Source organism: Clostridium putrefaciens, from assembly GCF_900461105.1.
Classification (GTDB): Bacteria; Bacillota; Clostridia; order Clostridiales; family Clostridiaceae; genus Clostridium_L; species Clostridium_L putrefaciens.
Window position 1 is genome coordinate 2,325,693 of sequence record NZ_UFWZ01000001.1, and the last position, 22,623, is coordinate 2,348,315.

19 protein-coding genes are annotated in these 22,623 nt (G+C 29.6%); 2 read left to right on the plus strand and 17 right to left on the minus strand.

Features of this window, described 5'->3' with window-relative positions:
• Window positions 1-74: 74 nt before the first annotated feature.
• A complete protein-coding gene (gene helD, locus DY168_RS10460) occupies window positions 75-2,381 on the minus strand; it encodes an RNA polymerase recycling motor HelD (RefSeq protein ID WP_115641696.1) in 2,307 nt (768 codons plus the stop codon).
• A gap of 390 nt (window positions 2,382-2,771) precedes the next feature.
• On the opposite strand from helD, the gene DY168_RS10465 reads away from it, so the two are divergent.
• Entirely contained in the window at window positions 2,772-3,584 is an 813-nt protein-coding gene (locus DY168_RS10465) for an SDR family oxidoreductase (RefSeq protein ID WP_115641697.1), read from the plus strand.
• 314 nt (window positions 3,585-3,898) lie between these two features.
• Here DY168_RS10465 and DY168_RS10470 read toward each other — a convergent pair whose 3' ends face one another.
• The 13 genes from DY168_RS10470 to DY168_RS10530 form a co-directional block, all read right to left on the minus strand.
• Window positions 3,899-4,414 (minus strand): ECF transporter S component, encoded by a 516-nt coding sequence (locus DY168_RS10470; protein ID WP_115641698.1) that lies wholly within the window; start codon window positions 4,412-4,414, stop codon window positions 3,899-3,901.
• Between the two features lie 650 nt (window positions 4,415-5,064).
• On the minus strand, window positions 5,065-5,706 hold the full coding sequence (locus DY168_RS10475; protein WP_115641699.1) for a V-type ATP synthase subunit D: 642 nt from the start codon (window positions 5,704-5,706) through the stop codon (window positions 5,065-5,067).
• A 1-nt stretch (window position 5,707) separates the two neighbouring features.
• Window positions 5,708-7,090: a V-type ATP synthase subunit B gene (locus tag DY168_RS10480; protein WP_115641700.1), complete on the minus strand. Its 1,383-nt coding sequence runs from the start codon at window positions 7,088-7,090 to the stop codon at window positions 5,708-5,710.
• Complete coding sequence (locus DY168_RS10485) at window positions 7,083-8,858, minus strand: V-type ATP synthase subunit A (RefSeq protein WP_115641701.1); 1,776 nt, start codon at window positions 8,856-8,858, stop codon at window positions 7,083-7,085. Before DY168_RS10485 ends, DY168_RS10480 begins: the two co-directional genes overlap by 8 nt.
• A 17-nt stretch (window positions 8,859-8,875) precedes the next feature.
• On the minus strand, window positions 8,876-9,184 hold the full coding sequence (locus DY168_RS10490) for a V-type ATP synthase subunit F (RefSeq protein ID WP_115642479.1): 309 nt from the start codon (window positions 9,182-9,184) through the stop codon (window positions 8,876-8,878).
• Complete coding sequence (locus DY168_RS10495) at window positions 9,177-10,178, minus strand: V-type ATP synthase subunit C (protein ID WP_115641702.1); 1,002 nt, start codon at window positions 10,176-10,178, stop codon at window positions 9,177-9,179. The genes DY168_RS10490 and DY168_RS10495 overlap by 8 nt, the downstream gene beginning before the upstream one ends.
• A 12-nt stretch (window positions 10,179-10,190) precedes the next feature.
• On the minus strand, window positions 10,191-10,790 hold the full coding sequence (locus DY168_RS10500; protein WP_115641703.1) for a V-type ATP synthase subunit E: 600 nt from the start codon (window positions 10,788-10,790) through the stop codon (window positions 10,191-10,193).
• Window positions 10,791-10,806: 16 nt separating this feature from the next.
• Entirely contained in the window at window positions 10,807-11,298 is a 492-nt protein-coding gene (locus DY168_RS10505) for a V-type ATP synthase subunit K (RefSeq protein ID WP_104410150.1), read from the minus strand.
• An 18-nt stretch (window positions 11,299-11,316) separates the two neighbouring features.
• Window positions 11,317-13,257: a V-type ATP synthase subunit I gene (locus tag DY168_RS10510; protein ID WP_242984113.1), complete on the minus strand. Its 1,941-nt coding sequence runs from the start codon at window positions 13,255-13,257 to the stop codon at window positions 11,317-11,319.
• Window position 13,258: 1 nt separating this feature from the next.
• Window positions 13,259-13,585, minus strand: a complete 327-nt coding sequence (locus DY168_RS10515) for an ATP synthase subunit B family protein (protein ID WP_115641705.1) — start codon at window positions 13,583-13,585, stop codon at window positions 13,259-13,261.
• A 192-nt stretch (window positions 13,586-13,777) separates the two neighbouring features.
• Entirely contained in the window at window positions 13,778-15,472 is a 1,695-nt protein-coding gene (locus tag DY168_RS10520; RefSeq protein ID WP_115641706.1) for a B12-binding domain-containing radical SAM protein, read from the minus strand.
• Window positions 15,372-15,992 (minus strand): class I SAM-dependent methyltransferase, encoded by a 621-nt coding sequence (locus DY168_RS10525; protein WP_115641707.1) that lies wholly within the window; start codon window positions 15,990-15,992, stop codon window positions 15,372-15,374. The genes DY168_RS10520 and DY168_RS10525 overlap by 101 nt, the downstream gene beginning before the upstream one ends.
• Before the next feature lie 135 nt (window positions 15,993-16,127).
• The gene (locus DY168_RS10530; RefSeq protein ID WP_115641708.1) at window positions 16,128-16,850 is read right to left on the minus strand and encodes a zinc dependent phospholipase C family protein; all 723 of its coding nucleotides are present in this window, start codon (window positions 16,848-16,850) and stop codon (window positions 16,128-16,130) included.
• 246 nt (window positions 16,851-17,096) lie between these two features.
• On the opposite strand from DY168_RS10530, the gene spoVB reads away from it, so the two are divergent.
• Window positions 17,097-18,602 (plus strand): stage V sporulation protein B, encoded by a 1,506-nt coding sequence (gene spoVB, locus DY168_RS10535; protein WP_115641709.1) that lies wholly within the window; start codon window positions 17,097-17,099, stop codon window positions 18,600-18,602.
• A gap of 88 nt (window positions 18,603-18,690) precedes the next feature.
• Here the strand turns inward: spoVB and DY168_RS10540 are convergent, their stop codons facing one another.
• The 3 genes from DY168_RS10540 to DY168_RS10550 form a co-directional block, all read right to left on the minus strand.
• Window positions 18,691-20,301 (minus strand): putative polysaccharide biosynthesis protein, encoded by a 1,611-nt coding sequence (locus DY168_RS10540; protein WP_115641710.1) that lies wholly within the window; start codon window positions 20,299-20,301, stop codon window positions 18,691-18,693.
• Window positions 20,302-20,337: 36 nt separating this feature from the next.
• Window positions 20,338-21,294, minus strand: a complete 957-nt coding sequence (locus DY168_RS10545; RefSeq protein WP_115641711.1) for a pseudouridine synthase — start codon at window positions 21,292-21,294, stop codon at window positions 20,338-20,340.
• Window positions 21,295-21,411: 117 nt separating this feature from the next.
• Window positions 21,412-22,581: a M20 metallopeptidase family protein gene (locus DY168_RS10550; RefSeq protein ID WP_242984173.1), complete on the minus strand. Its 1,170-nt coding sequence runs from the start codon at window positions 22,579-22,581 to the stop codon at window positions 21,412-21,414.
• Window positions 22,582-22,623 lie beyond the last annotated feature (42 nt).

Sequence of the window (22,623 nt, forward strand, 5' to 3'; positions counted from 1 at the left end):
AAAAGTTTATTAATCAATGAATATATATTAACATATTACAAATTATATATTCAACACATTTGTAAACTTATTGATTATACTAAAGAAGACTTCTCCAAAAGAGGTGATATATTTCCATTATAAAATATATATTCTAAATGTAAAGCCCTTGTTAGAACCACATAAAGTAGCCTTTTATCTATCTCCTCATTAGTATAATTATCTTCATTGCAATTATAAACTACAGTACAATCAAATTCTAGTCCCTTTGTCATATAAGAAGGTATTATTATCCTTTCAATCTTCAAGCTTTTGTCACCATCTTTTATTAAATCCCAAGAATTCTCACTATATTTTTTCATATAATCACTTATCTTTTTGCATTCTTTATAGGTTCTACCTACTATAGCTATGCTACTCTTTCCCATTTCTTTAACTTCTTTAACTATTTGATCTATCTTTTGTGCAAAATCTTTATTATTTTGAAACTTAATTATTTTAGGTTCTTTACCCCTTCTAAGTACAGGTATTGCTGGATCTAAGTTATTTGTTTGTTTTTTTAAGACCTTATTTGCAAATTCAATAATTTCAACAGTTGATCTATAACTTTGTTTTAAGGGCATATAACTACAATTCCCGTTAAACACTTCTTTTATTACAGTAGTCCAATTATCAATCCCTTTATAATAATATATGCCTTGCCCAAGATCTCCAACAATTGTAAAAGACTCAGCTTTTGCTATATTTTTAAGGGCTTCTAGTTGGAAATAGCTGTAATCTTGTGCTTCATCTATAACCACATGTTGAAATTTATACTTTTCAGGTACACCCTCTATTTTAAACTTTATATAAAGCATGGCTGCTAAATCGTCACTATCTATGATATTTTCTTCTTTATTTTTTAATATTTCATTTTTCATATATTCGCCTAAAGCTTTTGGAATCTTATCTGATGTTGCTTCATAAAATACATCTTCATTTTCGAACATATTGTAATAAAGATCTTGGGAGTCTAGGTTACCCCAATTTATAAAATAGGATTCAAATGACTTTTTTGACTCTCTTTTAATGTTTTTCTTTTTTTCATCTCTCTCATCATATATTTCAATGATTCGTTTCCTTCTTTCTGCGCCATCCTCCATAGTCCTTTTTGTCCTAGCAATTGTATAATCATAAAAAAAGTCTATTCTTGCCATAATATCATTTATCTTTTCTTTAAGTTTTAAAGTAAAGTACCTTTTTATTTCTTCTTTTCTTTTATTTATAGGAAGGTTTGACATGTCTCTTAAAAATAATCTTTTTATCTCCTTACTTTCAAATAACACATAATCTTCTACCTTTATGTCTTTAATATTTCCATCTTTTCTTTCTAATAATTGAATGTACCTATTTAATATAGTTTTAAAAACAATGCTTCCCTTTACTCTACTAGAGTTAGTTATATACTTAACGTCTTCAACATCTGATTCTAATACTAAGGATAACTTTTTATCTTTAGTTACTACCTTTTTCTTAATACCTAGTATATTTAAAGATATCTGCTCAAATGTACTTTGTTTTACTTTATCTACACCAAGGCTAGGTAAAAGTTCTGATATATAATCTAAAAATAAATTATTAGGTGCTAATACTAATATATCCTCTCCACTTATCTTATTTTTATGTCTATATAAAAGATAAGCAAGTCTATGAAGTGCTACAGTAGTTTTACCTGAACCTGCTGATCCTTGCACTATAATAGGAAAGTTCTTTTCTGCTCTTATGATAGCATTTTGTTCTTTTTGAATAGTTGCTACTACATCCTTTAATTTGTTTCCGGTACTCTTTTCCAAATTTATTCTTAAAAATTCATCTACTAAAGCATTTTCAGCTGAAGCATCTTCTAGGTTTCTTATTATTATATTATTTATACCCTCATCAAAAATATCTTTTATATAAGCTTCATTATATAAAAACCTTCTCTTTAAAGATAAATCTCCATTGATAACTCCAACAGGAGCTGTATAATAGGAATCCCCTTCTGATCCGCTATAATAAAGATCAGCTATAGGTGCTCTCCAATCTATAACTACTTCTTCTCCATTTTCTATGTCTCCAAGTCCAAACTTTCCTATATAATAACTTTCTTTTTCTTTTCTATATTCCCTAAAATCTATCCTAGAAAAGTATGGTTCTGCATAAGCTTCTTTATAGTTACCTAAACTTTTATAAACAATATCATACAACTTTAAACTTGTTTCTAATTCTTCACTATAGCTTCCATGAGAAGCCTTTTTTAATTCAGATATTTTCTTTTGTAATCCTTCTTTATCATTTTCAATAGAGTCAATCTTATATTCTATCCAGGATTTAGTATCCTCTAGCTTTTTTCTTTCTAATTGTAATTCAGCTTGTTTTTCCAAGGTTGCACCTCTTTTCTAAGTTTTATCACTTTCTAAAATCATATATCAATAATTTCAATAAGCTTATCATATACTTTAATATGGCTTTTATCCGATGGCTACCATCCGTAACCCCCCCTCCTCTTCAAGGTGGTGGGTGACGGCTGCTACACCCCTCGATAAGTTCTTCTAAGACTCAGATGGTGAGATGTATTCCTTATAAGCAAACTCCACCTGAGCCCAAGAATCACTTGATAAATAATAAGAGCATAAAAAACCTTCTTTTATTATTATAATGCATACTAAAAAAAATAACAGTCTAAGATGTAAAATTTACTGATATATTACACTCTTTTTAAGTACCTAAACTAAATACTTTTTATATACAAATTAAATATATGAGGTGATAATTTGAAAATCTTAATATCCGGTGGTAATGGAAATATAGGTAGCTATTTAACTACTTCACTTAGTGATGAACATCAAATATATTCTTTTTCTAAAGATGATTTTGATGTAACTGATAAAGTTAAAATTTATGATATTATATGCAAAATATATCCTGATATAATACTTCACACAGCCGCTATAACTGATGTTGATTATTGTGAAGCAAATGAGTCCTTAGCATACTCAACCAATACCTTAGGCACCTTAAACATAGCTTCTATGTGTTATAAATTTAATATCCCTCTAGTTTATATATCTACTAGCTATGTTTATGGCGATCATAAGTCCTTACCCTACGTTGAAACTGATATTTGTGATCCAATAAATATTTTCGGAAAAACTAAACTTGAGGGTGAAAATTTAATAAGAACTCTTTTAAATAACTTTTTCATTATTAGAACTTCTTGGATTATCGACTCCTACAAATGCTCTATACTAAAGATGTTAGATAATCCGTCACCTATTGTACTTTGCTCCCTTGAAAAAACTAATGTAACATCAATGAAAGACTTATCCTTTTTTATTAATACAATTATAAAAACAGATAATTATGGTATATATAATCTTTCTAGTGAAGATTATTCTTCAAAGTATGATATAGTAAACCGCCTATTAAAAAGTAAAGGGTTTGATAAACGTATACTTGAGTTACCTGAAAAGTTATTAGAAGATATAGCTACTAGGCCAAAGTGTTGTGCTATAAGTTCTAAAAAATCAAAAGATACCTTTTCTATCGCTTTAAGAACCTTAGATGACATTATTGTTAAATTATAAAATGTTTATCTTATTTAAAGTACTTTTATTTTAAAATTACAGTTACTTTTACATTTATATGATATTATCTTATCCGATGGATACCATCCGTAACATACCTATCCTTTTCAAGGTGGAGTATTACGGCTGCTACGCCCCTTTATAAGTTCTTTTAAGACTCAGATGGGGAAATGTATTCCTTATAAGAAAACTCCACGTGAGTCTAAGGGTAACTTATGTTAAGTTCTAAAAGTTATAAATATATAAATAAAAAAAGCTTTTTTATTTTAACTTAAAAAAGCTTTTTTAATCTACCTTAATATTAAATTTATTAGTTATTGCTTTAAAATACTCATTGTCATATCTCTTTTCATAGCGCTTGACAAACTTTTTAATAATACATAAGATATTAATCCATCTACTATATGATGTATCATGGTTCCAATCATAACTACAACCAAAATATAAAAAGCATTAAATCCAACAAAAGGCATCACTGCTAATGCTTCTAATATACCATGTACTGGTGATGTAATAACTACAACCTGCTTAAATGATATACCTCTTTTTATAGCTGTGGCTCCTATAAAGCCTACTATAATATGCATACTAGCTCTTGCAACTACCGGAAGAGGTGTCCCCGCTAACAAAAATCCTACAGCTGATCCAATCCCAACCACAATAGCACTTGCTGGTGATATTAACATAGAAAAAAACATGGGTACATGAGAAGCTAAAGTTGCGGAAAATGGCGGTATGTTAATTCTTAAAAATCCAAATTGTATAGGTATTATTATTGAAAAGGCTATAAATATCGAAGTAAGCACCATTTTCTCTAATTTATTTTCCATAAATATTTCCCCCTTTAATATACTAGTGTATATACACTAGTATACATCCATTCAGCGTCATTGTAAACATCATTTTTTGTGAATAAGTTACTTTTTTTAACTAATATTGACTCAAGTTAAAAAGATGGCTATAATATACCTATACTAGGTATAAGTATAGGGAGGTAAAAATATGATAATCGATGATAAATCTTTAAAAGCAGCTACAAAGAAAAATGGTTTTTTTGTTATAAAGACAGTAACATCAAATGTTGGCTGAAGTGGTTCTGTTAAAAATCTCTGGATTGAGATTTTAAAAACTTTAGACAATCAAAATGATTACAAACTTTATGAATATAAACAAATAAATGTTTATATTCACAAATCTCTTATTATAGACGAAGAGAATCTTTCCATCTACGAAAAGTCTAGATTTCCAATTTTAGGATCTACCTTTGGGGTAAAGGGAGTAACATTCTAAATATAGGGTTATATATAAAGTTACACCCTAGTTTCTAAAGGACCTTATTTAATCTATTATGACATAACAAAATAAGAGGTTAAGAAGAGCTTTATTATAAAGCTCCTTAACCTCTTATTTTTATATCATATTAAGTTTGTATCTTTAAGTCTTGTAAATTAATTAAGATATTGATTTGAATTTAAAAGTATTACCCTCTTTGTTCTATCATGCTCTTAACCTTCATAAGTCTTGTTAGAGCACCTCTTTCATTCTCATCTAACTTCATCCTAATATATTTAATTGTCTCTTGTAATTGAGGTATAGTCATATATTCAAGAGCGTTAACTCTTCTTCTTGTCTTCTCAATTTCATCTGCCATAAGTTGAGTAGATTTTTCTACTTCAGCTAGTTCTAAAAGTCTTGGAAGAACTTTATATAACTTTTCAATAGCTCCATCTAATTCTGCTGAAGTATTCGCAAATCCATAAGGATATATACTACCAGCATCATCATTTAATTGTCTTATAAAATTCATTACTGGAACATTAACACTCATTATATTTTTATTACCTATCTCTAAACTTATATTTTCTTTAGGGTAGGCTATTGCTTCTTCTAAAAATTCAGAACTCATAACTCCTCTAGCCATAACAAAACTCTTTAAAGCTTCTTCAAGCTCTATTTCTACAGACTTTCTAAGCTCATTATTATATCTTATTAAATTTATAAACTGTCTCATAAGCTCATCTTGTTTGTCTTTTAATAGCTTATGTCCTCTAGTTGCAGTTACTAGTCTCTTTTTAAGCTTACTAAGTTCCATTCTTGTAGGGTTAACATTCAATCTTGTCATATTAATCTTCCTTTCTTAAAGGCAGATATTTTTCAAGATATTCATCTCTTATTCTCTTAAGCTCCGTTCTTGGAAGTATTTTAAGTAATTTCCAACCAAGGTCCAAGGTTTCTTCTATAGTCCTATTAGTTGTAAATCCTTGATCTACATATTCTTTTTCAAAAGCTTCCGCAAATTTTGCATACTTTTTATCTGTATCAGAAAGTGCAGACTCTCCAAGTATTGCAGCTAGCTCTTTAGATTGTTTACCTTGAGCATAAGCTGAGAATAACTGATTCATTGTATCTGCATGATCTTCTCTTGTTTTCCCCTTACCTATACCCTTATCTTTAAGTCTTGATAAAGATGGTAAAACGTCTATAGGTGGTGTTATACCCTTTTTATATAATTCTCTTGCAAGAATTATTTGTCCTTCAGTTATATATCCTGTAAGGTCAGGTATTGGATGTGTCTTATCATCTTCTGGCATAGTAAGTATTGGTATTTGAGTTATAGATCCTTCTGCACCTCTTACTCTTCCTGCTCTTTCATAAAGATTAGCAAGGTCTGTATAAAGGTATCCTGGATATCCTCTTCTACCCGGCACTTCTTTTCTAGCTGCTGATACTTCACGTAAAGCCTCCGCATAGTTAGTCATGTCTGTCATTATTACAAGAACATGCATACCTTTTTCATAGGCTAAATATTCAGCACAAGTAAGAGCCATTCTTGGAGTTGCTATTCTCTCTATTGCAGGGTCATTTGCAAGATTCATAAATAATACTGATCTATCAATTGATCCTGTTTTAGTGAAGTCTTCTACAAAGAACTCTGCCTCTTCAAAGGTTATTCCTATAGCTGCAAAAACTACCGCAAACTTAGAATCAGATCCTAAAACCTTTGCCTGTCTTGCTATTTGTGCAGCAAGTTGTGCATGAGGAAGTCCTGATCCTGAGAAAACTGGCAACTTTTGTCCTCTAACAAGTGTATTAAGTCCATCTATAGCAGATATTCCTGTTTGAATAAATTCAGAAGGGAAATCTCTAGCTACTGGATTTATAGGCTCTCCATTTATATCTAGTCTTTTTTCTGGTATTATTTTAGGTCCATTGTCCTTTGGTCTACCCATACCATCAAAGACTCTTCCAAGCATATCTTCTGAAACACCAAGGTCAAGAGGTTTGCCTAAAAACTTAGCTTTAGTCCCCTTAGGATTTATACCTGATGATCCTTCAAATATCTGAACCATAGCTTTGCTACCATTGATCTCAAGTACCTTACCTCTTCTCATCTCACCAGTGTGCATTTCAATTTCAACTAACTCGTCAAATTTTACGCCTTCAACACCTTCAACTACCATAAGAGGTCCGACAACCTCGGTTACTGTTCTATATTCTTTAAGCATTAGCTACACCTCCCTTGCTTATCAAGTTGTCAATAACGCTTGAAAGTTCCTTTGATATTTCATCTATCTTACTTATATCTGTTTCAGGTATATACTTACTTCTAGCTATTCTATCTCTTACTTCTATATCTAAAATTTCTTTTAAATAAATGCCTGCTTCTAATGCCTTTTCACCTTCATGATAAAATTGTAATACAAGCTTTAACATCTTATATTGCTTTGTTAATGATGAATAAGTATCCACTTCATTAAACGCATTTTGTTGTAAGTAGTCTTCTCTTAAAGACTTTGAAACTTCAAGTTTCAATCTATCTCTTTCAGATAAAGCATCTATACCAACTAATCTAACTATCTCTTGTAAAGTAGCTTCTTCTTGAAGAAGAGCCATAGCTTCTGTTCTTATAGTTACCCAGTCTGAAGCAACTTCTTTATCCATCCACTCTCCTACTTTATCTGCATACAGTGAATAAGAATCCATCCAGTTAATAGATGGGAAATGCCTTCTATAAGCAAGTTGTGCATCTAGTCCCCAGAATGATTTAACTATTCTAAGTGTAGACTGTGTTACTGGCTCAGATAAGTCTCCTCCTGGAGGTGATATAGCGCCTATAGCTGTAACAGCTCCTTCTACGCCCTCACCACCAAGGCATACTACCTTACCAGCTCTTTCATAGAATTCAGCAAGTCTTGAACCTAAATAAGCAGGATAACCTTCGTCACCAGGCATTTCTTCAAGTCTTCCTGACATTTCTCTTAGAGCTTCTGCCCAACGTGATGTAGAGTCAGCCATTATAGCAACTGAATATCCCATATCTCTAAAATACTCTGAGATAGTAATTCCTGTATATATTGAAGCTTCTCTAGCAGCAACTGGCATATTAGATGTATTTGCTATTAGAACAGTTCTTTTCATTAATGACTGGCCTGTTTTAGGGTCTTTAAGTTCTGGGAACTCATTTAAAACATCCGTCATCTCATTTCCACGTTCTCCACATCCAACATATACAACAACCTGAGTATCTCCCCATTTAGCTATTTGATGTTGAACAACTGTCTTTCCTGCACCAAAAGGTCCTGGTACTGCCGCTGTTCCTCCTTTAGCTACTGGGAAAAATGTATCTATAACTCTTTGTCCTGTAATCATAGGTTCTACTGGGTTTAATTTTCTTTCATAAGGTCTCCCACGTCTAACAGGCCATTTTTGCATCATAGTTAAAGCTACTTCACCTTTATCTGTATCTAAAACACATATAGTTTCTACTATAGTATGTTTTCCTTGTTTAATTTCTTTAACTACTCCCTTTATTCCATAAGGAACCATAATCTTATGTTCAATAACAGGTGTCTCTTGAACTACGCCTAGCGTAGAACCTGATACAACCTTATCTCCAACCTTTACCTTAGGCTTAAAATCCCACTTTTTATCTCTATCTAAAGAAGGTACTTCTACTCCTCTTTTTAAATAATTGCTTTTTGCAGCTAAAAGATATGCATTCAATGGTCTTTGAATACCATCAAACATGGACTCTATTAAGCCTGGTCCAAGCTCTACGCTCAAAGGTTCTCCAGTTGTTTCAACTGGGTCTCCTGGTCCTATTCCTGAGGTTTCTTCATAAACCTGTATAGATGCCATATCGCCTCTCATCTCGATGATTTCACCGATAAGGCGGTTTTTTCCAACTTTACATACGTCATATATATTAGCTTCTTCTAATCCTTCAGCAACTACTAAAGGACCTGAAACTTTAACAATCTTACCGGTTTTCAAGTTACCAACCTACCTTCCTATAAAATATTAACACCAACTGCTTTTTCTACATTTTCATTTATCTTACTTAATCCTATATTTAATGTCCCCTGATTATTTGGGATTAATATTACAGCTGGTAATATTTCTTTGTTATATCTTTCAATAGTTTCAGTTACATCTTTAGCTACTGCTTCAGTAACAAAAATAACCGCGTAATTATCTCTAGCAAGTCTATCTATAGTTTTTCTAGTTTCATCTGGTTCTACTACTGGAAAAACTTCTATGCCTAAAGATTTAAATGCTAAAACGGAGTCTTTGTCTCCTACAACACCTATTTTATACATAATTTTCACGCAGCCTTTCTCTAATAACTTCACTTTGAATGTTATTTAATTTACCAACCATTATAATTCTAATAAGCTTAATTTCAGTTTCCTTTGCATATATATATGCAATAAGAGGTTCAAGTCCAAAAGTTATATATTTAGCCTTCTTCATATAATTCATTATAAAATCTTCGCTTAACTTTTCGAATAAATTTATAGATCCTGTTTTAACATAATCTTCAATTCCAAGCTTTAAAATTCCTGAGTAATCAGTAAACGCAAGCTTTCCCGGAATATTTTCTACAGAATCATTATATAAAGAATTTAATTTATCTCTATCAACATATCCACCTTTTATAATTAAGCTATTTAAGAAATCTCTAGTATTCTCTTGTTTTTTAACCCTTAAAAGAGTTTTTATGTTAGTTAGGTCAATAAGGTATTTTAAATACCTATCTAGAAATTTATCATTTATTTGCTCATTTAAAGAAAGCTGATGAATGAATAAATATTTATCTAAAATAATATCTATCTTTTGTGGATCTTTTGAAGTATTAAAATCTTCTAGAGCCTCTTCTATTGCTTTTCTCATTATAGGATTTAGATCTCTATAATACTCATTATCTAATGCATATATAAGCTTATTAGTATCTACAGTACCTATAGGTATAATCATATTAGAAAAATCTTTTTCTAATATTTTACCTTTAATTAAAACTTTAATATTATGATAATCATATCTTATGCTCATTATGTCCACAATACTATTTACTGGTGTCATTTCATATAGCATTTTATAAACCCTTTTAAGTTCAGCACTTAATATAATTTCATAATCCTCAGCTCTTTTTGTATTAGACATTAGGGTAGAATACTCTGATTCTTGAAGAACCTTTAAAGCTTCTTCTTTAGAACTTGAGTCTATCATTCTATCAATTTTTGATTTATCTAAAAGTTTTGTTTCTAGAACCCTAAGTCTGGGTATTACCTGGGTAAAAAGCATTGAATCCATTTATTACCCTCCTTAGTTAAACAACACTTTTGCTATTTCATATTCTAATTCATCTTTCATAGAACTTATTAATGCTTCAAAAGTATTGTTGATTTCTATACCATTTTTTTCTAAGATGAAGCCACCTTCGAAATCTCTTTGCTCAGAAATTATCTTTATATTACCTTTTTTGCCCTTAGCTATTAATGATTTATTGATTCCTTCTATAACTTCATTTGAGAATAACTTTTTATCTTTAGAATTAATTATAAGATTTTCATCACCATTTATATCTAAAGAAATAATTTTATTCTTAATGTAATTTACATATTGTGTGGAATCCATATCTCCTAATTGCTTTAAAGCCTCATCTAAAACCTTTGAAATCATAGTTTGCTTTGCTTCTAGCTTTTCATTTCTAACTTGAAGCTCAGCATTAGAAATTATTCTACTTTTTCTTGTAGTACTTTCTAATTTAGCCTTTTCAACTATTGATTTTTCAAGAACTTTAGCTTCTTGGACTTTTGCATTTATTATATCTTCTTTTTCTTTCTGAGCCAATTTAAGGATTTCGTCTTTTCTCGTATTAGCCTCATCTAATATCTTGTTTACTAGATTGTTAATATTAGACATACCTTATCACTCCAAACTATTTTACAAATAAGACCATGAATAATGATGCAACGAAACCTAAAACTGCATAAGTTTCAACCATAACAGCATAGATAACACCTTTCATTACGTCATTAGGTCTTTTAGCTAATATCTGAACTCCTGATGCAGCAACCTTACCTTGAGCAATAGCTGATTTCCATCCTGCAAGTGCAACTGGTAGAGATGCCATTAAATATTTAAAACCAAGATCTAATGATGGCGCTTCTCCTCCAAATATACCTATCTTTGTGAATAGTAATAATGCTATAACAAAACCATATAGTCCTTGTGTACCTGGTAATGCAACAAGTATAAATGTCTTACCAAATTTATCTGGTTCCTCAGTCATAAGACCTGCAGCAGCCTCACCTACTATACCTATACCTTTTGCAGAACCTATTCCTGCAAGACCTGTAGCAAGAGCAGCTCCTAATAATGCTAGGATTAGCCCTCCGTTGTTATCAACTAAAAATTGTACGAATGTCATGTTAAAATCCTCCCCTATCTATTTTGTGATTTTTATATATTCTTCTGAAAGTTTATACGGAGTAAATTTTTTACCCCCACCTTCATAGAACTTATTAAAGAATTCAAGGTATTGTAATCTTGCTGCATGAACATATGATCCTAATGCATTTATAAGTAAGTTAAATAAATGCAATGCAACAAAAAGTATTGGAGCTAATACATATATAAAAGGTTTTGGAAATAAGCTTACTATAAGATTTAATGCATTAGCTATAAATCCAGTAGCAAGGCCTAAAGCAAGAAGACGTGAATATGAAACTATATCTCCAAGATAACCTGTTATACCGTAAACCCCATATACTCCTCCTCCAATTTTACCTCCAAGAGTTGGAGCAGATCGTCCTTGAGTTAAAAGTAAAGTGATTAAGCCTCCTATTAGCATCCATTTACCAATGGATCCACCTCTTCCAGCTATCATCATTATAGAACCTATTATTGTTACATACCAACTTAAAACATCATAAATTGCATCTTTTACCTTATGGTCTCTTATTAACATATAAGCTTTTATACCAAGTCCAATAAATATGTGGATAATACCAAAGCCTAATGATAAAGCAAAGATTTCTATTATGCTATTTGGTGGGTCTAATAAGAATGGAATCTTTATTCCAAAGTATTCTGTAAATAAATCACCAAACCAGCCTCCATATACGGCTCCCCACACGATAGTTGATATACCAGCAAAAAGGAAGAACTTAAATGTCTTCTTCTTACTTTTGTCTTTAGAAAACTTCATTCCGAGTAGTGCAGCTATTACTATTACTAATCCATATCCTCCATCAGAAAGCATCATTCCAAAGAATATGAAATAAAATACTGAAAGTATTGGCGTAGGGTCTATTTCACTATACAAAGGTAGACTATACATCTCTACTATACTCTCAAAAGCTTCACTGAACTTATTATTTTTAAGCTTTATAGGTACATCTTCAATATCTTCTTTTAGGACTTCACTAAAATTAAGATAATAATCTTCTCCAATTGCTCTTGAAATACTATCTTTTAGATCTTCATTAGTATCTACAATATTCCATCCATAAATGGTTACTATATTTTCTGTCCTAAGGAAGTTTTCTGAAGTTTTAAGCCTTAATGCTATATTATTGTAATAATCATAGGCTTCTTCCAAATTTTCGAAATCATAATTTAACTTTTTGAGTTCTAATTTTATATTTTCTTCTTCTTTGTTTAGTTCAACAACCTTTGCCCTATAATCATCTATAAGAATTTTAGGTGTACTATCATGTACTAAAGCGAAAGAATTAAAACCATAATTTTTTAATATCTCACGAGCCTTATCTTCATCCTCTTTAGGAACTAATGCATACATATAAGTATCTTGTACATCCTTATTAACAATTTCTATGTAGCCATTTTTTAAAACTTCATTAAATTCCTTAATAAGGTCTAACTCATACTGAGTTGCAAAGGTTCCAATAAACGTGGACACATACTTTAAGTTTTTCAGATCTATAAAAGGAGCATCAAATTTCTTCCATAATGATAAAGTACTAATTTCAGTCTCTAATTTGGTCCTTTCATTACCTAAAGCATTTAGCTTTCTTTCTTTTTCTTTTAGATTTTCATAAACCTCTTGCCAATTGTTTGTCTTTATACTTTCTTCTAGGTCCTTATAGTTTAGAGTCTTCTTTCCATTTAAAAATGATTTTAAAGTTGACTCCTTTTCCATATATGGCTTTAAAAAATCTAAAGAAAACTTTATCTTTAAAAGGGTGCTTTCATATTCACTAAAGTCTACACCAAGTTCATCTTTTCTAAGTCCTTTTAGTTCTTGATGTTTATCTAATGTTTCTTGATCTTGTAGATTAATAAACTGCACTCCCTCAAAGCGTTGTAATTCTTCTAAAAGCTGTTTTTTTTGTGATTCAAAGGCTAGTAGAGTAAATTTATTCATCTTAACTATTGCCACTTACACTCACTATCCTCTCAATAACTATTTTTACAGCATGATCAAATACATCTTTTGATGAATCTAGTATTTGATTCTTTTGCTCTTTTCCAACCTTAAGGATTGGTACTGACTCATCTTCACCTTCTTTTATAGCATGATTCATAATACTCTTTGCTTCTTCTTTTGCTTTGTTTATTATATCATCATGCATTCCTTGTGCTTGTAATTGTGCATTTTTTAATAGCTCTTTACTTTGAAGCTGTGCAGCCTTTACTTCACTTTCAGCCTTTTCTTCAGCCTCTTTTATATCTTTAAGTACATTTAATGCCAAAGTCTCACCACCTTTTATTGAATATTTAGTTATTATATTTATATTAATTAATACTTTATGTAGTATTAATTACAATATACTTAATATTATACTACCTTTTGTTCATATTTCAACTTTATAAACAATATTTTTTTTATAAATCTAATCTTTTTTTATTTTTTTGTATATATAATGTATTTTATTAAATAATTGTTAATTACTTTTAAACTCTTCTGTAATATCCTTGATTTTATTCCAATCTTCTTCATCGTAGAGTACATAACTTTTGCTTTTATGGAATTCTCCACAAGCTATGTATTTAATTATATCAATTTCATAAGCTTCTCCATGATAATTTTTATCCCTATTATAATTTATCTTTATATATTCCTTTAACTTTTTATCATCCTTTTTTGATATACTTCTATTTAAAAACATAGGTAACCATTTCTTTTTGTTAAAGCTCATATAATCAAACTTAACTATTTCCTTTAATAAAAGCTCATCTTCATAATGGCATTTTATAACCTCTTCATTAAATTCTATAAATACCTTATAATATTCTACACTAGATAAATTTCTTTTAAAATATCCCTTTTCCTTATAAAACATAGCTAATGCGTTAAAAAACTCAAAAGGATTCTCGAACTTCTTTTCAAAATAATTAATTATATTTGTAAACTTTTGAGAATTGTAATACTTATCCACCATAGCCTCTAAGGACTTTAGTTCTGTCATTCTCTCGTAACTTATCATATCAGTTTTTAATATTTCATAAGGAGGGTAGGGTGAGTAAACCATTCCCCATTTATCTGCCTCCTCTGTCATAGGCGCTCCTTTTAATAGTTTTAAAAATCCCAGTTGAACCTCTTCTGGTTTTATAGAATATACATCATTAAACGATCGTTTAAAAGACTCATAATCTTCTCCTGGAAGTCCTGCTATAAGGTCTAGATGTTGCTTTATATTTTTGATGCTTTGAAGTTCTTCTATTTTTTCTTTTATATCACTAAAGTTTACATTTCTATTAATATTCTTTAAGACTTCATCATTAGTTGTTTGAACTCCTACTTCAAATTGAAATCTTCCTTTAGGTGCCTTTGCTAACAATTCAATTTCTTCCTTTTTTAATATATCTGCTGATATTTCAAAATGGAAAGTTGCTGTAGTATTTACACTTGATAAAAACTCCCATATTTCCATAGAAAATCTACTATTACAATTAAACGTTCTATCTACAAACTTAATAAGCTTTATATTCTTTTTTATTAAAAATTGTAGTTCTTCTTTTACTCTTTCAGTATCTAAAAATCTTACACCATGTATTGTTGATGAAAGACAGTATTTACAATTAAATGGGCACCCTCTAGATCCTTCAAAATACACTATTTTATTTTCTAGATCTTCATCCGCTTCATAGGGGAAAATCAACTTACTCATATCCATTAAAGGACGTTTGCCTCCATAAGTAATATTCCCATTTTTCTTTTCATATAATCCTTTTATATTGTTTTCTTCTATAATACCCATCTTTCTTTTTATAAATTCTCTAAAGGTTTCCTCTCCTTCTCCTTCTATTACATAATCCCCAGAATTATTTATGAGGAAATCTTCACCATCATAAGATACCTCAGGCCCTCCATATATTATTTCTATACTTGGATCAATTAATTTTATTATTTTACTTATCTTAGTTACATACTCAAGATTCCATATATATGTTGAAAAAGCTATTATGTCAGCTTTTTCTTCCATTATACTTGGTACTATATTTTCAATCCTATCATTTATAGTGTATTCTTTTGTATCAGAGTGGAAATTTAAATCCTTTGTGAAAGCCTTTAAATACCTTATTGCTAAATTGCTGTGTATATACTTTGAGTTTATTCCTACTAGCAGCACCTTCATTAATTATGTCCTCCCTCTTTTGTGCAGATATATAATATATATCATTCCAATCTTGTATTACTTTTATTTCAAAAAATCTTTCTAGTAAATTTAAAGCATCTTTTTTACTATAGTCTTTTATTATATTATAATCTTTAACTTTTATCTTCTTTATTTCTTCTTTAGGTAAAAGAAGTTTTATATCTTCATTTAATATCTTATTATTAAACTTACTTATATCCCATATATGTATGGCTCCCTTAGGATCTAAAAACTCATAGGCATCCTTTAACACCTTTTCTCTATCCTTTTCTCCCCATAAAGTACTTAGATAAAAAAACAGAACTACATTATTGTAGTATCCTTTTTCAATATCTTTTTTATTTTCGTTTCCTTCTATATAATCTACTGTATTATTGTCTTCTTCGTTTCTTTTAAATAAATTATATACTATACCGTAATTTTCTTCACCTATATCTAATACATTACCTTCAAATTTAAAAGATTTTAAATCAATTATATGCTCTAAACCTTTCTTCACGGTATCATCTCCTCTTAATTATTACTATTATAACTAATTTAACACAAAAAAAATAATTCTTCCACATAATGGATGAATTATTTATAAATTCAATATTTTATTACAGTAATTATCCGCTTCCTAATACATTGAAGCTTACTTATAAAGTTCTTTATCTTTTATATACTCTTCATAAAAATCTAGCAAAAAGCCAGCTGTAGTTATTTGAGCTTGTTTTAATATGACAGAAGCTATTTTAAAATATCTTTCTTCTTTATCTTCAACAACTTGAAACTTATTATAAGTGTCATCCGCAATTATTGCATTATTTTTTATATATTCTTCTAAACCATTAAACCTTAATATTCCACTTTCTACAGCAAAAGAATAGTCACTAAATAGCTTAGATATTATCCAAAGTTCAAACTTCCTGTGTTTTTTTAAAAGTCTATTATTTACATGATGAGGTACTGTAGTATCCTGAACTAAGTGGCAAGCTGCCCCTAAATAAAATAATGCTTTGTTCATATCCCCTTTTCCTAAGTAGCTTAAGGATAGCTTATGATACTTTTTAGCTTCACTTAGTGCATCTGAGAATCCATAAAGTCCTTTTCCCTTTGTTACGTGATAAAAATGATTTGAACTTTTAAAGTCCTGATCAGCCCAAGCAACGCCTTCATTTAGAGGTTTTATATTGATTCTGTAATAATCCCCTGCATCCACATATCCGTCATTATTTAATATTTGTATAGCTTGTATGTTAATAAACTTATGAACGATACAATGAGTTTTTAACACTAGTTTCTTGAATGGATTAACTGCAAACATAACCCCATGCAATGCTTTTCCATAAGTAAATTCAAATTTGTTTTTATTCATAATTAATTCCTTCTTTTTATTTGTGATTTTTTTTATAATATAATTTTATATTTGTGCACAATTAATAATCATTACCATTAGAGTATAATACAATATTTTAATTCTTTCTTCAATATATATTATACATTTTTATATTCCCCTACTCTAATAATATTATTACAGTTTAATAAATGCTAATTATAGAATATATATTTACCTTTAGGAATAATTATTAAGGTTAGCATTATTATAAAGGATAAATGATAAATGATAAATGATAAGTTTTATAGAGATACCTTTTTACTAACTTTATCAAATCTCACCACTGGAATATTAGCATTTATATTTTCTATCACACTTTCAAGAGAACTTGGCGCAGAAGGCATGGGTTTATACGGTCTCGTAATGCCAATATACAATCTTTTTATATGTCTTATCTGTGGAGGAATAATAGCAGCTGTTTCAAAAATTTCTGCAGTATATAAATATAATAATGATATAGGAAATTTAAAAAAGACTATAAATATAACCATGAAATTTGATATTTTATGGGCATGCCTAGTTGTAATATTTGTTTTCTTTTTTGCTCCATTTTTAGGCGAAAAGATGATAAAGGATCCAAGAACTATTTTATCTATAAGAATTACATGCCCCGCAATGATGTTTATAGGTATTTCTAATATTTTAAAAGGATACTTTTATGGAACCTCTTCTATAAAAATACCTGCATTTATAGATATATTAGAAAAGTTTATACGGATACTTATAATTGTATTTATAATTAACTTCTTCAATTTAAAAGATGTAACACAAACCGTATCTGCTGCATATATAGCATTATGTCTAGGTGAATGTATCAGCCTTATTCTTCTTTATTTTTATTATAAAAGGTCCATTAATTCTCTGTCTTATGCAAATAAAGATACTGAATCTAGAACGCAGCTTTTATTTAATGTACTTGTTATTTCCCTTCCCCTTTGCTTAAATGCATTTGTATCTACAGCCCTTGGTGCATTATCTACTCTTATATTACCAAGAAGGCTTATTGTTTCAGGCTTTAATTATTCTGAAGCACTTTCACTTATAGGGAAGTTTACTGGAATGACATTAAATATTGTATTCTTCCCAATGGTAGTAATAGGGTCTATAATAACAGTTCTAGTACCTGATTTAGCTCAAGGTATAAATAAAAATGATTCTTATTTTATTGAAGGTAGGATAATAGAGGTTCTTCGAATTGCATTTTTATTAGGTCTTTCCACCCTTGTATTATGTATTTCAATACCTGAAAACTTAGGTATGATGTTTTTCAAGAGAGATGATCTTACTTCTTATATAAAATTTCTTTCATTATGTCCTCCAATTTTATATTGTGATTCAACTACCTATGGAATATTAAATGGACTTGGAAAGCAAAATGTGATGCTTAGAAACTCTTTGCTTATATCAGTTATAGAACTTATAAGCTTATACATACTAACAGGTATAAAAGGTATAAATATATTTGGGTATGGTATAACAATTATTATTACTTCTATAATATCTCTTTTCTTAAATCTTAAAGAAATTCGAAAACACTATGACATTAATATTTCTATAACAAATATATTTATATATTTACTTATTTCAATTTTATCCTACTTTAGTATTATCATATTAAAAAGTCAAATCCCTAATTCATCAATGTTTTTTAAAAACTTTGTATTGATTTCTTTAGGATTTTCTTCTTTTTTACTTTCTATACTTTTTACTGTAAAGAAAAACAAAATATAATAAAAAAATAGCTTGAAAAAGATTCAAGCTATTTTTTATATATATTTATATACTTGTGTAATTTTAATTTTTTAGTGTATATATTTTATTACCTTAATCTATGTGATATAAATCTTGGTAATATCTTTGTGATTTTATTTGGTAATGCATCCATATCCTTTTTAGTTATTCCACCTGTAAGTACCAATCCATAAAGATAAACCATCATTCCTATTCCAATTGATATTATAGTAAATATGGAGCTTAATATATACGTATCTCCAACAAATTTTAATATAACACCAAAATTAAAGTTTAATACTTTTATAACTATAGCCATTAGTACTGCAGCAGCTGTTGGTTTAATAGCTACTTTTATAAGGCTTATTCTTACTTTTAAAGCTGAATTTAAAGCTATATTATTAATTATCATAGGTATTAAAAAGCATAATAAGCTTCCAATTACTGCTCCATTTATATTTAAACTTGGAATTGCAACCAAATAATAATTAGCTACAAGTTTTGCAACTATCCCTATACCTAAAGAAACAATTACTATGTATAGTTTATTTATACTTTGAAGAATTGTAGTTTGAATTTGAACTATAGCCATAAATACAACTATGATAGCTCCATAAGTCATTATTTCATAACCTGCTCCGTATTTTATTAATCTATAAATTTCTTTGCTTAAAACTGCTAGTCCTACAGCTGAAGGAATTGAAACAATATAACTTATTTTAAGAGCAAAATCTATTTTTTCTTTAACCTCTTTTTTATTTTTTAAAACCATAGCTCTTGATATTGCTGGTAAAAGAGCTGATGAAAGAGCTGCTATTATAGTAAGAGGTACATATAATAATGTTCTATATTTACTCAATATAGAATATTTTATATTTCTATCTTTTACAAGGTAAATCCCCGCAACTTCAAGCCTTCTTTTAACTATAGTAAGGTCAATTACAGCTCCTAAATATTGCATTCCTGAGCTTAAGGTTATAGGAAATCCATATTTAAACAATCTTTTTAAAAGTGTTTTATTAGATAGCCTTCTTACAGTTATTGACTCTTCATTATATTTGAATTTCATATCTTTACTCTTTTTATATACTTTCGAAAGATAATATGCTGCTATTAATGCACCTATAGCAGTACCGATAGTTCCTCCTGCTGCGCCTAAATCTACACTTTGTTTCATCATAATATAGGCAAATACTAAACTAAATATTATATTAGTAATTTGTTCTATAATTTGAGATACAGCAGTTGGCGTCATTATACTAAGGCCTTGGAAGTATCCTCTATATGCCGCTAATATAGATGTTACTACCATTGCAGGTGTTAATGCTAGTATAGCATAATAAGATTTAGAGTTCCCTGTAGAGTTAGCTATTCTACTAGCAGATATCAATACTATTATAGCTGCTAAAAACCCCATAATCATTAGCATAAATCTAGCTAGTTTAAATGTCTTTATTGCATCTTTTGGATTATTAAGAGCTATAAGTTCTGATACTTGCTTTGATATAGCAACTTGCATTCCTGAACTTGTCATAACATACACAAGGCTAAATATATCATAAGCTGCTGCATATATTCCATATCCCTCATCACCAATTATAGACAATAGTAAAGGCACATATAAAAGAGATAAAATCTTTACCATCATTCCTGCTACAGATAATACGGCAAATCCTTTAGTTGTGGATTGCTCCTTCATAACTATCTCCTTTTATAAAATATATAATATTATTAATTAGAATTTAAAAACATCACTTTTAATCTTTTTAAATATAGGCGGAAGTGCTTCAGTTATGGTTTTATTTTCCATATAACTTAAGCTTTCTGGGCAATTTTTAAATACAACTTTGTAGGCATATAAATATTGAAAGTTAAGTGCAAATTTGTTTTCAAAGTATGCATTTAAAGTTTTATCTCCATATTTACTATCTCCAATTATAGGGTTACCTAAAAATGATAAGTGAGCCCTAAGTTGGTGACTTCTTCCTGTTAAAAGTTCTATTTCTATAAATGAAAATCCTCCATTGCTTTGTATTGTCTTAACTTCCATTGCTATTCTTTTAGTGTCAGGTCTCATGTCTTTAAATACTTCAGATCTGTTTTCTTCACCATTTTTAGATATATAAGCTTCATATACACCATCTCTTATTCTTCCCTTAACTAAGGCACAGTAATACTTTTTTATTTTTCTTTCTCTTATCATTTCATTTAGAGCCTTAAGAGAATCAAAATTCTTTCCAAATATCACTATTCCAGAAGTATTTCTATCTAGTCTATTACAAGAAGCCGGTGTAAATGTCAATTCTCTTTCTGGTACGTAATCACCTTTTTCATATAAATAAGTAAGTACGTAATCTGTAAGTGTTGGTTCTCCCTTTTTCTTATCAGAGTGAACTAATACTCCTGGCCACTTTTCTAATAAAAGCATGTTTGCATCTTCATAGACTGATTTAAAATCAGCTTTTGCATTTTGGAACTTTAATCCCTCTTCTTTTTTGCTTTCTATATTTCTTATTGTAATTATATCGCCTTGTACTAAAGAATACTTTTCTTTACCTTTAACCCCATTTACTTTTACGTCACCTTTTCTAATTACCTTATATATAGCACTTAAAGGCACATCCTTTAATAACTTCCTCAAAAATTTATCTAATCTTTGACCTGCTTCATTTATTCCGATTTCTACGTTCATAACACCACTCCTATCAAACTAACTGCACATACCTAAACCATTTTTAAAAGCTGTGCCACGATATTATATCATAAACACAGCTATTTTATAATTATACTTTAGATTAATACTTAATTATTATCTTGTCAAATATTCATAAGCCATATTACATTGAAGTGCAACCCCTATTGGTAAACAACTTTCATCTATATCAAATAGATCCCCATGAGCTGGATTGTTTATTCCCTTTTCAAAATTAGCACTGCCTAAAAAGTAAAATACTGACGGTCTTTCCATAGCAAAGTAAGCAAAACTTTCTACTCCCATACTAGGATGTTTAAGTTTTATAATATTTTCTTCGCCTATTACTTTTGGCGCAGTATTTTCTAAAAGTTTCACCATTTCATCATCATTATAAAGGCAAGGGTAACTTTCATCTATTTTTATTTCTACCCTGCCTCTTAAAGATTCTGCTATACCTTTTGATATTTCAGCAACTCTTTTTTTTGCGTATTCCCTTTGTTCATTAGTCATAGTTCTTATTATACCTTTAATTTCTACTTCTTTTGGTATTATGTTTTCCGCTGTACCTCCATGTATACTACCTATAGTTATAACGGATGGGTATGCAGGCGATAATTCTCTACTTACTATACTTTGCAAAGACATTATTATATTACTAGCTATTAATATTGGATCTATAGTATCCTCAGGATGAGCTCCATGACCGCCTTTCCCCTTTATCTTTATAGTAAATGGATTAGATGCTGCATTAAAAACATCTCTTTTAATGCCTATCTTCCCCGCCTCTATAGCTTCTGATACATGAAGTCCAATTATTGCATCTACATACGGTTCTTCAAGTACCCCTTCTTTTATCATATATTTTGCACCACCTACAGTTTCTTCTGCTGGCTCAAATAATAGTACTATATTTCCCTTTAATTCTTTTTTCATACTATTTAAAATTTTAGCTGCTCCTAATAATATAGTAGTATGGGCATCATGACCACAAGCATGCATTTTTCCCTCTATTTTAGATGTATAAGAACAAACTTTAGCATCTTTTATAGGCAAAGCATCTATATCTCCTCTTAAAGCTATAGTTTTAACTTTATCAGAGCTTGACTTTTCACCCTTTATTAACGCTGATATTCCTGTTCCAGCTACAGCCTTATAAGGTATTCCTTCCTTATCTAAAATATCTTTTATCTTTTTTGATGTTCTATATTCTTCGAATCCAAGTTCAGGGTTCTCGTGTATATCTCTTCTTATATAAACTAATTCTTCTTTTATTTCTTCAGCCATTTTTAAAAAATCTATTTTTTCTTTCAAAGTCATTTCTCCTTT